Here is a 15,399-nt window from a genome sequence, read left to right on the forward strand (position 1 = left end):
GTTGGATGGTAGTTAAAAAGATGCCGCCGTGCCGTTGACGACGCCGAGCGGGTGATACAGGGGCAGATAGCTGGCCTGGCGGTCCGCCTGGCGCAGGAAGCGCGTCAGCAGGTTGCCTTTGGCCGGCAGAGGTTCGCCCGCCAGCAAGCCCTGGATGCGGCGGTTGGCGGACGGACGGGGGAATTGCGCGAGATAGTCCTGCAGCGTGTTGCGCAACACCCCCCACAGGCCCAGGTACAGGCTGTGGTTGCCGTTGGCGATGCTGGCGATCACCTCGCACAGGTTGTTGACGAACAGGCAGTAGCCGATGCGTATCCAGGCCCGTTCGTCGCTGCAGCACAGCGCCGCCAGCGTCTCCGGTTCCAGCCGCATGGCGCGCGCCAGCGGCTGCGCCTGCGGCGCGAGCCGCGCCAACTCCAGGTCGCGGACGATGAAATGGCTGGGCGCACCGTCGCCATCCAGTCCGACGACGGTATTCTGCATGTGCGGCTCGAACGCCACGCCGTGCTCGAACAGCAGATACAGTATCGGATGCACCGCCACCTCGGCATAGCGCGCAAACCAATGGTGCGCGGCGCGTTCCAGCGTGTAGCCGCGATGGAGCGCATAGCGTTCGATCAGCGCGAACACGCGCTTGCGGCCATGTTCGCCATTGCCGAACAGCGCGGCGCACATCACCGGCTGTACGTCCTGGCGCAGCAGGCCGGCCACGCCTTCGCGCAGCAGCACCCCGAAGCCGTTCGCCAACTGCGGGTCGGCGCCGGGCAGGTCGACGGTGACGTAGGCCTGTTCCTCCAGCACGCGGAAACCGGGGAAGCGGCTTTGCATGTCGGCCTGCATGCCTCGGTAAAGGCGGGTCCCGGTCAGCGCGCTTTGCAGTTCGTGGCGGGCGTTGTTGCGGATGCAGTTGGTGATGCGCATGTTCAGCGACAGCTTGATGAACGACGCCGCATCCTCGGCCAGCAGCGTGCGCACCGAAGCGGTGGGATGGAAGGGACGGCCGTGTGCGCCGAGGTCGCGCACTTCGCCGCTGCGCAAGGCTTCGGCGATGCGCGGCTGGCGACGCATCCAGCCGGCCTGCCACGGATGCAGCGGTACGATTGCGTTGCCAGCGTCGGGCTGCAGGCCGTGCGCGGCCAGTCCCGGCAGCGCATCGCCGTCGACGCTGTCGCTGAGCAGCCACTGCTGAGGAATCTGGAAGTAATGCAGGCGCATACTGGCCTTGTGCTCGGGCGAATAGTCTCGCTGTTCGGCGGGCGACCAGTCGGAGCGGCTTTTGGGCGCCGGGTGGAATGGATGGCCGGTCAGCAGGCCTTGTTCGCTTTCGATGTAGATTTGCAGCGGCGTGGTTGTCGCCGCCACGGGCGGCAGCGAAGGTGCCGGCTGGCGGTCCATCACGTCCTGCATGGTGGCGATGCTGTCGCCGATCTGCTGCAGCAGTTCGTTGTTGAACGGTGTGTCGGCGCGGCGCGACAGGTCTTCGATGATGAGGCGGGCGATTTCCTGCCAGCTGGCGTCGCGCCAGGCGTCCTGGCCCCGGCGCAGGCAGACCCCGGTGGTGTAGTCGAAATTGGCGGTGGCCGATACGTGCAGAACGCCCACGCACAAATGGCTGCCGACACGCGGCAGGGCGATCTCCAGCACCTGTCCGCGATAGTCGTCCGGCATGGCCGGATGCGCGCTGCGGCTGGCCGGCAGCACCGCCAGCGTGTGCTCCTGCATCGCCACTTCGCGCGCATAGCAGTTGATCAGCAGGCGGCTGTGCTGGCGTTCGGCGAAGCGCTCGTTGTCGGATCGGGCGGGCTGCAGGTGTCTGGGTAACAGTGGAGAGTTCATATCAGCTTCCATTTCAGTGTGATAAACAGAGTGGCGACCAGCGCGGCGCCCAGCCACAACGGGGCGGCGTAACCCAGCGATGGCGCCAGCAGGCTGGCCAGCAGGCCGGCGCCGACGGCGCCCCATTTGTTGGCGCCTTCCAGGCTGCCGAAGTGGCGGCCGGCCTGGGCGGCGGTGGAGGTGGCGGCGGCCAGGGTGTTGATGGCGAGGTAGGCGCCGGTCATGCCTATGCCCATCAGCACGCGGCCCGCCAGCAGCGCCGGAAGCGCGCCGGCCAGCGCCTGCAGCAGCATGCCGGCGCTGGTCAGCGCGGCGTACCAGCCTAGGGCGGCGCGGGCGTTGGCGAATCCGAGCTGACGTCCCAGCGGCCAGGCCAGCAGCAGGAACAGGGCGTGCGGCAAACCGAATAGCAGGCCGGCGGTGGCGGCGCCGATCTGCAAGCGCTGCGCGAGATCGCTGACGAAATACGGGTAGGACAGCACGGTGCCGATGGCGAACAGCGCCTGCAGGCGATAAAGGCCGGCGGCACTGAGGCCGCAGCGGCCGGCGGCATCGGCGGTCGGTGAAGCTATAGCGGCAGCGGCGGACGGCTGGACCACGGCGCGCCTCGGCGCACGGACGCCGGCATCCGGCAGCAGGTACAGCACCACGCAGGCAGCGCCGGGGAACAGCGCCAGGTACAGGAACAGCTGCAGCAGGTCGGCCCGTCCGCTCATCATGCCGATCAGCGCCGGGCCGATGAACAAGGCGGTTCGCGCCGAGGCCTGCATCACGCCGAGCAGCGCCGCCAGCCGCGCCGGCGCCAATTGTTCCGCCAGATAGGCGTTGGAGGCCGAGAAGGTCCCGCCCAGCAGCCCTTGCAGCATCAGGCCGAGCGCGAATTCCAGCGGCGTGCGCGCCAGGCCGGTGACGATGAAGCTGATGCACAAGCCGCCGTGCGCCCGCATCAGCGACGCGCGGCGGCCGATGCGGTCGGCCAGCCGTCCCCACGCCGGATTGGCGACGGCGGCGGCCAGCGTCGGCAGCGTGAAGTACCACCCGGCCAGCGCGGCCGAAGATCCCTGCGCCGCAAAGCTGGACTGCAGGATCTGCGCATAAAACGGCGGCATGCACAGCGCCGCGAATGCCGCGCCGAAGTGGCCCGCCACGGTGATCGTCACGGCGCGCGTCAGCCCGGCCGGGCGCGCCGCAATCTGCGCGATGCTCATGCCTGGCTGCCGGCGGCTAGCGCCGCCGCCAATGGATTGCCAACCGTGCGCAGGCGCGGCGTGCTCCATTCCAGCAGGCGGCGCGCCGCCAGGCATTCGATGCGCAGCTTCTGGCCCAGCAGGTCGAACTCGCGGTGGCGCGCGGCGCTTGCCGGAAAGCGCGACTGATAGGCCAGCACGGTGCGTGCAGCCTGGCTCCAGAACAGGTCTTCCGCATAGCCGTGATGACGCTGCAGCCGCCATGCCAGCTCGCCCAGGTTAATGAAGAACAGCACCTCCAGCAGATAGTCGCGCGCCTCCGTCGGCGAGTCGAACATGAATCCGTTGCTGGCGTTGAGCGCGTTGCGGTATGCCGGCGCGGCGCGCAGGCCCGCCAGTTCGGCTTCGCCGGTGGCGCCCTGCAGGTAGTGCAGGCCGCCCGGCAGATCGCGGATGGCGATGCGGCGCGGCAGGCCGTCGCGCAGGATCAGCAGCGTGTTTTGCGCGTGGCACTCGAGCAGCACGCCGTGCGCCATCATCAGATGCAGCAACGGCGGCACGCTGGCCTCCAGCAGCGCTTCCGCCCAGCGATCGACGCCGTGCCGCGCCAGCCAGGGAGCGATGGTCAGCTGTCCGCTCGCCAGCGTGGTCAGCGCCGTCATCGGGAACACCTGTTCGCCCTCGGCCAGCACCGATTCCGGCGCGCTGCGCCAGATCGCGCCGAGCATGCCGTAGGCGCCTTCGCGCCTATGCTCCTTTGCGACAGTGATGCCGGCCGGTTCGGCCAGTATCGCCAGGCGCTGGCCGTCGGCGAGGAAGGCGTCGTTGCGGCATATTCCGTCCAGCCAGCGCGAAATCAGCGGCGCGTTGTGCACGTGGTGGTCGGACAGGATGCGGTCGGCCGAGCTGTTGGCGATGGCCAGCGGCAGCTTCAGGTTGCAGCGGCCGTCGGCGCCAAGACGGCTCAGCGAGCGTATCGATTGCTGCGCCAGCCATTCGGCGCGGCCGGCACCCAGGTGCAGCAACGTGCCGTCGGCGAGCCAGTCGGCAAAGTGCAGCGCGATGCCGTGCTCCCACTGCCACGGGTGCACCGGCAGCAGGCGGTAGTGCGACGGCGCGCAACCCAGTGCTTCGATCTGGCCCAGCAGGCGGCGGTATTCCTCCATTCCCAGCTGCGAGCGCACGAAGGTGTCGTAATCCAGCTCCGGCAGCAGATGCACCTCGCTGGCGTCGCGGGCGATGGCCAGCCAGGTCAGGGTGACAGTCGCGGCAAACTCCGGGCCATAGCGCCGGTGATCGTCGATGCTGAAGCCGATGCGTGAACGGAAGCAGGGGTGGTAGGGATGTCCGTCGCCCAGCTGCGCCTCCTGCAAGGCATACGGCGATTGCAGCGTGGCGTCGGGTGTCGCCGTCGCCGACCATGCCTGCTTGAGCGCCGTGTGCTGCAGCTCCGTCACGAAGCGGCGCAGCGCCGCGGCATCGGGCTGCAGATGGCGCACCAGCGCCGGCACCACGGTGGCGATGCCGGGCTGCCCCGGGCCGGCGCCGCGCAGCTCTCCGTCCAGGCGCAGGCGGCCGAAGGCGCTGTCGCCGGCGACGTCGATGTAATAGGTCAGCGCCTGTCCCTGTTCATCCATCCCGTCAAGCCGCAGCCGGCGCTGCGCCGGTTCGGCGGCGCCGCTCAGGCAGCCCTCGTTCCAGAAGGCTTCGATGAATTGGCGCAGGGTGCGGGCATGGGCGGCGGCGTAGTGGGGCAGGAATGGGAGCGTGTGGGGCATGGCGGTGTTTTAAAAAATCAAATCTTGTCGTAAATACTATGACGACACATTAGCTTTTTAAAAATTGAATGTCAATACAAATGATAATAATTCGTATTTACATTTTGATTCGGACGGTAGCCGCGGCGCGCCGGATATCAGGCGCACACCACCCGGTCGCGGCCCGCATGCTTGGCCTGGTACAGCGCCTTGTCCGCCCGCGACAGCAACGACGAGGGGCTGTCCAGCGCGCCGCCGGGATCGGACGCCGCGACGCCGATGCTGATGGTGAGCGCGATCTGCTCGCCATTGTCGCCGTGGATACGCAGCGCGGCGACGCACGCGCGTAGGCGTTCGGCGGCGTGGCCGGCGACATCCAGGTCGGTCTCGGGCATCAGCAGCACGAATTCCTCGCCACCGAAGCGCGAGGCCATGTCGATGCTGCGCATGCCGCCGGCCAGCGCCTTCGACACCGCCACGATCGCGCGGTCGCCCGCCTCGTGGCCGTAGACGTCGTTGACGTTCTTGAAGTGATCGATGTCGACCATCAGCAGCGACAGCGGATGCAGGAAACGGCGGCTGCGTTCCAGCTCCTTGGCGATCTGCTCCGTCATGCGGCGGCGGTTGCCGATGCCGGTCAGCGGATCGGTGGTGGCCAGTTGTTCCAGCTTGGTGTTGGCCACCATCAGCTCCAGCGTGCGCTGCAGCACGCGCGCCTCCAGCTGGTTGCGTTCATCGTGCAGCGCCCGCAGCGACTGGCGCCGTCCGCGTAGCGCGACGACCAACGCTGAAATCAGTATTCCCTCCACCACGATCAGCGTGACGCCGCCCAGGATCTGCCACAGATACTGCTGCAACATGCTCTGCGGCCGGTTCAGCCACAGCGCGTCCGAAGGCACGTTCTGCAAATGGAAGCGCTGCACGGCGGCGTAGTCGAACAGGTAGCCGGTGATGCCGGCGATGTCCGGCGTTTGCTGTATCAGCAGCTTGCCGATTGCATGGCCTATCCGTTCGGCGCTGATCACATAGCCGCCGACCACGCCCGGAATGACGATCGCCTCCCAGTTGGTGAAGATCGGCACCTGGGTGGCCGCCACCAGCTTGCGCACGGTCTCCACCGGCCGGCGCCGTTCGCCGGTGCTGTCATGGTAGAAGGCCAGCAGGAAGATGGCGCTGCCCGGCTGCAGCTGTGCGGCCTTGCGGTCGATCTGTTCGTAGCTGAGCTTATCCCAGTACTCGAAGCTCAAGCGGTTGTTGTAGCCGGCGGCCGCCTTGCGCACGGCGTTCACCGACTCCTGGATATTGTCCGTGCTGTCGCCGATGATCACCACGTGCCGCACGTCGGGCGCCATGCGCGCAATGGTGCCGATGGCGCGGTCGAAATCCGCCTGCACGTCGTAGGCGATGCCGTCGTCCGGCTTCCAGTTGGGCCGGCCGTGGTTCAGGTAGTGGCGCGGCACGCCGCGGAACAGGTCCGGGTGTTCGCTGAGGAAGCGTGCCGCCACGTAGTTTTCAGTGATGATGTCGTCGAAGCGGATGTTGGCGTATTTGGTGCGCAGGTACTGCTCCATGCCGGCTTGCGACTGCTCGTCGCCGACGCGGACGGCGTCGAAGCGTTCTTCAAAAATGCCCAGCGCGGAGGTCAGGTTTTGCTGCGCCAGCTCGGCGCTCAAGCCCTTGTGGATCAGGCTTTGCCATGCCGACGCCGAATCGGCGCCCAGCGAATACAGCACCAGCACCTTGCGTTCCTTGGCCGCTGCCGCCAGCGCCCACGCCGGCAGCATCGCCAGCGCGCCGCACAGCAGCATCCAGCGCCAATACTGGCGCAGCGTCTGGTATGGCACGGCAGGCGGAGGATCCCTGGGCGGCATGGCGGCGGTTGGACTGCAAAAGCGATTGCGGCGAAATTTACACCAAGGCAAGTCTAGCACGCTTCTCCCCGCTATTTGTTGCCCGGCGGGTACGGCGCTTCAGGCCGCGCGCAGGGCGTCGACGATTTGCATGCGCGCCGCACGCAGCGCCGGCAGGAAGCCGCCGACCACGCCCATCGCCAGCGAAAACATGAGCGTCTTGACCACGATCCCCGGCGTCAGCCGGAAGCCGAACGCCAGTTCGGAGAAGGACTGGAAATTGGTGGTGGAGAAGGACAGGAACTGCATCAGCGACGCGCAGGCCAGCCCCAGCGCGCCGCCCACCACCGCCAGCAGCATGGACTCGGCCAGGAAGGCCGCCAGGATGCTGCGGCGCTGGAAGCCCAACGCGCGCAGGGTGCCGATCTCGCCGACGCGGTTGGCGACCGAGGCGTACATGGTGATGGTGGCGCCTATCATCGCGCCGATGGAAAAGATCACCGACAGGATCAGCCCCAGCACGCTGATGAAGGTCGACAGCGCCTTCGACTGGTCGGAGTAGAAGGTCTGTTCGCGCTTGGCGTCCAGCGTCAGGCGCGGATCGGCTTCGATGTCCTTCTTGAAGCCGTCGAACAACGCGGTGTCGGCCAGCCGAAGTATCACAGACGAGTAGGCGACTCGGCGGAAGGCCGGCATCAGCTGGTCGGCATCGCCCCAGATCTCCGAATCGAAGCCGCTGTTGCCGGCGTCGAACAGGCCGACCACGGTCCATTCGCGCTGGCCGAAGCGCAGCGTTTCGCCGATGCCGGCGCCTTCGAAGCGGCGCGCGATGCTGGCGCCGGCGATGATCTCGGAGGCGCCGGGGCGGAACATGCGGCCGGCCGTCAGTTTGACCTGCGGCCGCAGCGTCATGCCGCGCGGCGAGATGCCGCGGATGATGACATTGGACGGCTTGGCCGAACCGCGTTTGTTGAGCGAAATGAGCACCACGGTTTCCTTCGACAGCATCGGCTGGCCGTCGGCGCCGAGCGCGATGGCGGGATGGCTGGAGGCGACGCTGGCCTGGGGCCGGTCGACGCCGCTCTGCACCTCGGTCTCGGCGGAGCGGCGCACCAGCACCACATTGTCGTATTCGCCGGTGGTGACCATGGTGTTGCGCAGACCCTCGTCCAGCATCAGCACCGTGGCGAACACGAACACCACCAGCGCCAGGCCGGCGCCGGTCAGCGCGGTGGTCAGGCGGCGCGCCCACAGGTTGCGGGCCACGTAGGACAAGGGGATCTTCATGATGGAAGCGTCATCCTATGCTCCTCAGTCCCTCGACGATGTTGATGCGCACCGCGCGCACGGTCGGCGCGATGGCGGCGACGGCGCCGATGGCCAGCGCCGCCAGCATCTGCTGGATCACCGTCAGCTGCGACACTTCAAACACGGGGAACATGGTGCCCATCACCTTGCCGAGGAAGGCGGCGAACGGGAACAGCATGACGATGCCGATCGCCGCGCCGAACAGCGACAGCAACAGCGATTCGCCGAGGATCATCAAGGTCAGGAAGCCGGGGCCGAAACCGAGCGCCTTCAGCGTGGCGTATTCGCCCAGCCGCTCGCGCGCGCTCATGGCCATGGTGTTGGCCATCACCGCCGCGATAATGACGATGACCACGAACGACACCACCCGTATCGCCACCACGATCGCTTCGGACATCGACACGAAACCCAGCTGGAAGGCCTTCTCGGTCTCGGTCAGCGTTTCGGCCAGCGAGTTGGCGAACTCCTTGTCGACGGCGGCGGAGATGGACGCTGCATTTTCCGGCTGATTGATCTGCACCACGTAGACGCCGATCTGGTTGGCGCGGCGCGGCGCCAGCTTCTTTATGGTCTCGTTGACGTAGTCCCAGTGGAAGAACAGCGTCGCCGTGTTGGTGGTGCTCTGCTTGCCGTCGTAGATGCCGCGCACCACCAGCTCCCAGTTGCCGGGATAGATGGTGCCCTTGAGCGGGATGATGTCGCCGACCTTGAAGCCGTACTGGTCGGCCAGCTTGCGGCCGACGATGCAGCCCTTGCGGTCGCGCAGGAAGTCGGCGCGTTCGTCGGGCGTCAGCAGATAGTCGGGATAGATGTCCAGGTAGCTCTCGCCGGAGATGGCGAACTGCGCGAAGAAGTTCTTCGGATCCTTGTACGTGCCCTGGAACCAGTTGGCGAAGCCGACGCCGGACACGCCCGGCACCGCGCGGATGCGGGCCTGGTACGACAGCGGCAGCGGAAACACCAGCGAGGTCTTGTTGCGCGTGACTAGCGTGGTGTTGGAGGCGCCCTCGGCGCCGGCGTACCAGGCGTCCACCACCGTCTGCAGCAGGCCGAAGGAAAAGATCGCCACCACCAGGCCGAGTATCGTCAGCGAGGTGCGCAGCTTGTGGCGCATGGTGTTCTTGACGATCAGCCGGAACGTGTACATGGCGCGGGGTCAGGCGGGGGAGGCGGCTGGCTCGCCGGCGATCAATTCGCCTTTTTCCAGATGGATCATGGTGCGCGCCTGCGCCGCCGCGTTGGCGTCGTGCGTGACCATGATGATGGTCTTGCCCAGCTGCTGGTTGAGCTGCTGCAGCAGCGCCAGGATCTCGGCGGCGGAGTTGCGATCGAGGTCGCCGGTCGGCTCGTCGGCGACGATCAGGGTCGGATCGGTGACGATGGCGCGGGCGATGGCCACGCGCTGCTGCTGGCCGCCGGACAGTTCGTTCGGCGTGTGGTCCATGCGGTCGGAAAGGTTGACCATCTCCAGGGTCAGCTCGACACGCTCGCGCCGTTCGCGGCGCGACAAGGGCGTCAGCAGCAGCGGCAACTCGACGTTTTCAAACGCCGACAGCACCGGCATCAGGTTATAGAACTGGAAGATGAAGCCGACGTTGGCGGCACGCCAGTGCGCCAGGTCGGTCTCGCCCATGCCGGCGATATCGAGGCCGGCGATGCGCAGCACGCCGCGATCGGGCTTGTCGATGCCGGCGATGAGATTGAGCAGCGTGCTCTTGCCGGAGCCGGAAGGGCCCATCAGCGCGGTGAAGTCGCCGGCCGGTATCGCCAGGCTGATATCGCGCAGCACCTCCACCACCTGGTCGCCGCGGCGATAGGACTTGACCAGGTGCTCGATCAGTACCAGTGGCTCGGCCATGGTCATTTCTTCGCCAGGCTGACGGCGGCGCCGTCATGCAGCTTGGCGTCCGGCGCCATCACCACCTTGTCGCCGGGCTTGACGCCCTTGACCTCGGTCAGCTCGCCGATCTTGCGGCCCTGCGTGACGGCGACCTGTTTGACCTTGTCGCCGTCGAGCACGAACACCACGGCCTTGCCGTCGCGCTGGACGATGGCGGCCGGCTGCACGGCGGTCACCGCCTGCTTGTCTTCAGGCGGCACGGCCTTGGACAGGAAGGCCACCTTGGCGCTCATGTCCGGCAGCACGCGCGGATCGCGGTCGATGAAGCGCACCTTGACCAGCAAGGTCGCCTTGCTGCGGTCCATGGTCGGCACCATGCGCGAGACGGTGCCGGCCAGGCGCAGCTCGGGGAAGGCGTCGAGCAGGATTTCGGTCGGCTGGTCGACGCGGATCTTGCTCAGGTTCGATTCGGAGACGTCGGCCTCCACCTCCAGCGTATCCATGTCGGCGATGGTGACGACGGCGCCCTTGCTGTCGGCGGCGGAAGAGAAGGGCGTGATGTTGTCGCCGACGTTGGCGTTCTTGGTCAGGATCACGCCGTCGAACGGCGCCCGTATCACGGTCTGGTCCAGCGCCACCTGCGCCGCCTGCGCGTTGGCGCGCGCGGCGGCGATGGCGGCGTTGTAGCCGGCGATGTTGGCCTTGGCCTTGTTCAGCCGCGCCTGCGCGGTGTCGTAGGCCGAAGCGGTGATGAATTTCTGGTTCAGCAGTTCGGCGGTGCGCTTGAAGTTGGCCTGCGCGTCCTGCAGTTCGGCCTGGCCCTGTTCCAGGTTGGCCTGCGCGACCTTGACGTTGGCCTGCGCCTGGCCCAGCGAGGCGCCGACGTCGCGGTTTTCCAGCCGCGCCACCACTTCGTCTTTTTTGACCTTGCTGCCTTCAAGCACGCCCAGCCACTCCAGCCGGCCGGTGGCCTTGGACGACAGGGCCGCCTTGCGCTGCGCCACCACGTAGCCGGTGGCGTTGAGCAGCGTGTAGCTTTGCGACGGGTAGCTCTGGGCCACGGTGACCGTCTCCACGCTGGGCTTGCCGGCGAACTGGCCCATCGCCACCCGGCCGCCGATGCCGACCGCCGCCACGATGAGCGCCACCCGGATCCAGCGGCGGCGCTTGCTGCGCTGGCCGGGGACCTGCGCCTGGGCGCCGCGCTCGATTTTCAGCTTGGAGATGTCGGGAGTTGCCACATTACCCTCGTTGTCAATTTTGTCATTAGATAGTGCGGCAAAAGTCCCTCCACCGCAAGTACCGGGACGCGATCTGTGCGTTATAGAACATACCGGCCTCTGCCGGTATGACAGGATGTGGTTTTTTGCCTAGCGCAGGACCGACCATGACTACCTTGCCGCCCGCGACCCTGGACACCGCATCGCTGGCCCTGCTGATGGATATGCAGAAGAATTCCTTCGGCTATTTTGTCAACGAAACCAATCCGCACAACGGCCTGGTGCGCGACAAGACCGCCCCCGACTGGCCGGCCAGCATCGCCGCCGTCGGCATGGCCTTGACGGCGTATGTGATCGGCGTGCGGCGCGGCTGCATGCCGCGCGGCGACGCGGTGGCGCGCACGCTGACCACGATGCGCTTCTTTGCCAACAGCGAGCAGGGCAGGTCGCCCTCCGCCACCGGCTACAAGGGCTTCTACTACCATTTCCTGGACATAAAAACCGGCACGCGGGTGTGGAATTGCGAGCTGTCCAGCATCGATACCGCGCTGCTGATCGCCGGCATGCTGACGGCCGCCGGATTCTTCACGGCCGACACGCCGGAAGAGTGCGAGATCCGCGAACTGGCCGACATGCTGTACCGCCGCGTGGACTGGCAATGGATGCGCGGCAAGAAGGGCTTGCTGCGCCACGGCTGGAAGCCCAAGACCGGCTTCCTGCGCTACCACTGGGAAGGCTACGACGAGGCGCTGATCCTGTACATCCTGGCGCTGGGTTCGCCGACCTTTCCCATCGGGCGCGACAGCTACGACGCCTGGGCCAGCAGCTACGAATGGAAGTCCCTGCACGGCATCGACTACCTGTACGCGGGGCCGCTGTTCATACACCAGATGTCGCACATCTGGCTGGACCTGCGCGGCATCCGCGACGACTTCATGCGCGTGCACGACCTCGACTATTTCGAGAACAGCCGCCGCGCCACCTACGCGCAGCAGCGCTATGCGATCGAGAATCCGCTGGGCTTCCCCGAGTACGGCGAACTATGCTGGGGCATCACCGCCAGCGACGGGCCGGGGCCGTCGACCAAACGGGTCGACGGCGTGCAGCGCAAGTTTTACGACTATGTCAGCCGTGGTGCGCCTTACGGTCCGGACGACGGCACGCTGGCGCCGTGGGCGGTGGCCGCCTCGCTGCCGTTCGCGCCGGAGATCGTGCTGCCCAGCATCCAGCATTATCAGAGCCTGCAATTGTGCGAGGCCAATCCCTACGGCTTCAAGGCATCGTTTTCCACCATCTTCCACCTGGACGACCAAGGCTGCCGGCGCTGGGTGTCGCCTTATCACTTCGGCATCAACGAAGGCCCGACGGTCATCATGATAGAAAATCACCTGCATGATTTTCCCTGGAGCCTGATGCGCAACAACACCTATCTGCGCGACGGCCTGTCGCGCGCAGGCTTCACCGGCGGCTGGCTGGCAGACTGACGAAGGGATTCTTGACGCAGATCCATTGCAGCGGCACCGCCCGCGTATGCACTGCGCTTGGTGTCCGTCTGGTAGTTCAACCGGCAACTCTGTTAGTTCAACCGGCAATTTAGGCAGATTGGACAGCTGTTGTAAAAAGGCCGGCAAATATTGTCTGTTAAATTATTTCCCCTCAATTGTTACATATTTTTTGTCGCACTAACGCCGATTGAATGCGTTAATTGTCGTGCGGCAACATCGACGAAAAAGATCGTCGTGTGATCCCTCCAACCCCTGGCCCTGCGCTGCTGCACGTCGGGCCGACTTTTTTATCGAGGACGTCATGCTGGAATCGATCTCTCAACGTCAACTGTGGATTATCTTTTTCGTGCTGGGCGGCCTGGTGGCCTGGGTGATGGTGCAAGTCGAACTGCCGATGCTGCTGGGCTGGAACCCGGCCTGGGACCAGAAGATCAGCGACTACCGGCTGTTGCTGCACGTGCACGCGACCGCCGGCAGCGTGGCGCTGTTTGCCGCGCCGCTGCAACTGCTGCCTTTCCGGCGCATCCGCCGCCTGCATCGCCCGATCGGCTACGCCTACCTGCTGGCGATCTGCATCGGCGCGCCGACGGCGATCTGGATCGCGCTCGACCACCTGTCCGGCAGCGAGCGCTGGATGACTTGCGCGCAAGCCGTCTGCTGGCTGTACGCGACCCTGGTGGCGGTGGCGGCCATCATGCAGCGCAAGGTCGACCTGCACCGGCTGTGGATCATGCGCAGCTATGCGCTGACCTACACCTTCATCCTGAGCCGGCTGGCGGTGGACGTGCTGCACTACCATCCCAGCCCGGCGGTGGGCGGCAATTCCGGCTTTATCCTGATGTCCTCGCTGGCCGTGCTGGTGCTGGCCGATCTCGTGAGCATGAAGAAGCGGGGCTGGAGCCTGGCCTGAGATCTTGGGCGGGAGGCGATTCGGCGATACAATCTCGCCTTTGCCTGGAAGCTTTCCGCCCATGACGATCCCGACCTCCATCCTCGATGCGCTGCCGCGCGCCGACGCCTCCTGGCGCCCATTGCTGATCAAGGGACTGGAGGCCATGATGACGGCCTATCCCGACTACCTGCCGCAACTGGCGCAGGACCAATACCTGCCGACGGAGCAGCGCCTGTTCGCCGCCTTTGCCCTGCCGCTGCAGGATGTGCGCTATGTATTAGTGGGCGAGGGGCCGTATCCGCGCGAGGAAAGCGCCACCGGCGTCTGCTTCATGGATGGCGCGGTCGGCAGCCTGTGGTCGAGCGAGGAGGGCGGCGGCCTGTCCAAGCCGGTCAACAAGGCCACCTCACTGCGTAATTTCATGAAGATGCTGCTGGTGGCCGACGGCCAGCTGGCGCTGGACAACACCGCCGGTGAGGCGATGGCGGCGGTGTCCGCCCAGGCCCGCAGCGGCGCAGGCAGCCACATCCAGACGCTGGCCGACATGCAGCGGAAACTGACCGGGCAAGGCTTCCTGCTGCTGAACGCCTCGCTGGTATTCCGCAGCCATGTGGCCCCGGCCAAGGATGCCAAGGCCTGGCTGCCGTTCTTCGAGACGGTGATGACCGGCCTGGCTGCCCAGGCGCGCGTCACGCCGACGATGATTCTGTGGGGGAAGATTGCTGAATTGCTGAGCAAGTTGCCGGTAATGAAGGATTTCCCGCAGATCGCCGCGGAACACCCATACAACCTCAGTTTCATCGGCAACCAGGCCATGCACGCGCTGTTCAAGCCGATGCAATTGCTGAAGGGACGGTAGGCCAAGCCTTAGCCTACCCGTTCTTCGACTTAAAATGCAAAGGTGGTAATGACGCTGCCGGACGGCGCGCTCACCATCACCGCGTTGCTGGTGGTGGTGGTTCCCAACTGGCTTGCCGTGCTGATGACATAGACGTTGTTGTCCAGCGCGACGTACAGGCGGTCGTTGTTCGGATCGAAAGCCGCCGCGCCGTTGCCCACCGCGCTCTTTACAGGCAAGCTGGCGAGCTTTACGTTGTTCGGACCGGCGGTGTTTGTCAGGATGGTACTGGCATCGGTGATGATGGCCACGCCCACGGACGGTGCGCTGACATACAGGCGGTCACGTGAGGCATCCACCGTAAGGCCGCCGAGGTAACCTGCTGCGGCGGTCAACTTCAGGGATGCTGCGCCCTGCAGGAAGCCGTTCAGCTTGTCCACGTTTGGATAGGCATAAATGATCGGCGCGTTGCCCAGTGAGAATGTCGTGGTGTACAGCACCGAACGCTTGGTGTCGATGGCAAATTCGCCGTGCAAACCGAAAATGGTACGGCTCGGTGTAACGCTGCCTTGCGCCGAGCTGACGTTGTCGAACACCGCCAGCGAGTATTGCGGTCCATCACCATAGCCGACATACATGCGGTCATGATCTTTGTCCAGGAACATGCCGTACATGCCGCCCCCGGAGGCACCGCTAAATACAGGTGTGAAGTAGCGGCTGCGCGTGATGTTGCCGTTCAGCGCGCTAGCATTGTCGAATACGGAAATCTCCTTGCCGGTGGAGCCGTAAAGACGGTCACGCCCTGTGTCGTAGGCCATGCCCTTCCAAAAGCTTTGCCCATTGTTTCCTAAGACGTTGGCGGCGAAGGCGCCGGCAGGAGGAGTAAGAGTGGTCGATGCAGCCAGGAAAGCAGCCGGGCCGCTGTCGGAAACAAACAGCACGTTCTTGGCTTGGGCGGGCGGTGGCTGAGTGGTGTTGATCGGTGTAGTGCCGGAGCCGGAACTGCCGCCGCCGCCACAGGCGGCCAGGATCAATGAGATCAGGAGCGTGCTGATACGTTGGGACAGGGTCATGGGGGAGTAATAATATTTTAAAAACACATTATTGCATATTTCTCAACTCCCCCTTCAGCTAAAAGGGCCTTCCGGCAAACTTTGTTAAAGTTT

Annotated in this window: 12 protein-coding genes; 3 read left to right on the top strand and 9 right to left on the bottom strand. The window is 65.5% G+C overall.

Going from position 1 to position 15,399, the window contains the following annotated elements:
• Nucleotides 1–12: 12 nt before the first annotated feature.
• From ABWW33_RS16290 to ABWW33_RS16325, 8 genes are all read right to left on the bottom strand, one after another.
• A complete protein-coding gene (locus ABWW33_RS16290) occupies nt 13–1,836 on the bottom strand; it encodes an IucA/IucC family protein (protein ID WP_353402865.1) in 1,824 nt (607 codons plus the stop codon).
• Nucleotides 1,833–3,044: an MFS transporter gene (locus ABWW33_RS16295; protein WP_353402866.1), complete on the bottom strand. Its 1,212-nt coding sequence runs from the start codon at nt 3,042–3,044 to the stop codon at nt 1,833–1,835. Before ABWW33_RS16295 ends, ABWW33_RS16290 begins: the two co-directional genes overlap by 4 nt.
• Nucleotides 3,041–4,801: an IucA/IucC family protein gene (locus tag ABWW33_RS16300; RefSeq protein WP_353402867.1), complete on the bottom strand. Its 1,761-nt coding sequence runs from the start codon at nt 4,799–4,801 to the stop codon at nt 3,041–3,043. The genes ABWW33_RS16295 and ABWW33_RS16300 overlap by 4 nt, the downstream gene beginning before the upstream one ends.
• Before the next feature lie 137 nt (nt 4,802–4,938).
• Nucleotides 4,939–6,624 (bottom strand): diguanylate cyclase, encoded by a 1,686-nt coding sequence (locus ABWW33_RS16305; RefSeq protein ID WP_353402868.1) that lies wholly within the window; start codon nt 6,622–6,624, stop codon nt 4,939–4,941.
• A 126-nt stretch (nt 6,625–6,750) separates the two neighbouring features.
• On the bottom strand, nt 6,751–7,917 hold the full coding sequence (locus ABWW33_RS16310) for an ABC transporter permease (protein ID WP_353402869.1): 1,167 nt from the start codon (nt 7,915–7,917) through the stop codon (nt 6,751–6,753).
• Between the two features lie 10 nt (nt 7,918–7,927).
• Nucleotides 7,928–9,085 carry an ABC transporter permease gene (locus ABWW33_RS16315; protein WP_353402870.1) on the bottom strand — a complete coding sequence of 386 codons (1,158 nt, stop codon included), beginning with the start codon at nt 9,083–9,085 and terminating at the stop codon, nt 7,928–7,930.
• Between the two features lie 9 nt (nt 9,086–9,094).
• The gene (locus ABWW33_RS16320; RefSeq protein WP_444551000.1) at nt 9,095–9,796 is read right to left on the bottom strand and encodes an ABC transporter ATP-binding protein; all 702 of its coding nucleotides are present in this window, start codon (nt 9,794–9,796) and stop codon (nt 9,095–9,097) included.
• 2 nt (nt 9,797–9,798) lie between these two features.
• Nucleotides 9,799–11,019 carry an efflux RND transporter periplasmic adaptor subunit gene (locus ABWW33_RS16325; RefSeq protein WP_353402872.1) on the bottom strand — a complete coding sequence of 407 codons (1,221 nt, stop codon included), beginning with the start codon at nt 11,017–11,019 and terminating at the stop codon, nt 9,799–9,801.
• Between the two features lie 146 nt (nt 11,020–11,165).
• Between ABWW33_RS16325 and ABWW33_RS16330 the strand changes: the two genes are divergently transcribed.
• The 3 genes from ABWW33_RS16330 (at nt 11,166) to ABWW33_RS16340 (ending at nt 14,254) form a co-directional block, all read left to right on the top strand.
• The gene (locus ABWW33_RS16330) at nt 11,166–12,482 is read left to right on the top strand and encodes a glucoamylase family protein (protein WP_353402873.1); all 1,317 of its coding nucleotides are present in this window, start codon (nt 11,166–11,168) and stop codon (nt 12,480–12,482) included.
• 322 nt (nt 12,483–12,804) lie between these two features.
• Nucleotides 12,805–13,413, top strand: a complete 609-nt coding sequence (locus ABWW33_RS16335) for a DUF2306 domain-containing protein (RefSeq protein WP_353402874.1) — start codon at nt 12,805–12,807, stop codon at nt 13,411–13,413.
• A 61-nt stretch (nt 13,414–13,474) separates the two neighbouring features.
• Entirely contained in the window at nt 13,475–14,254 is a 780-nt protein-coding gene (locus tag ABWW33_RS16340; protein WP_353402875.1) for a uracil-DNA glycosylase family protein, read from the top strand.
• Between the two features lie 29 nt (nt 14,255–14,283).
• On the opposite strand, the gene ABWW33_RS16345 is transcribed toward ABWW33_RS16340, so the two are convergent.
• Nucleotides 14,284–15,306 (bottom strand): hypothetical protein, encoded by a 1,023-nt coding sequence (locus ABWW33_RS16345; RefSeq protein WP_353402876.1) that lies wholly within the window; start codon nt 15,304–15,306, stop codon nt 14,284–14,286.
• Nucleotides 15,307–15,399: the final 93 nt, after the last annotated feature.

The organism is Duganella hordei (assembly GCF_040369125.1).
GTDB classification, from domain to species: domain Bacteria; phylum Pseudomonadota; class Gammaproteobacteria; order Burkholderiales; family Burkholderiaceae_D; genus Rugamonas; species Rugamonas hordei.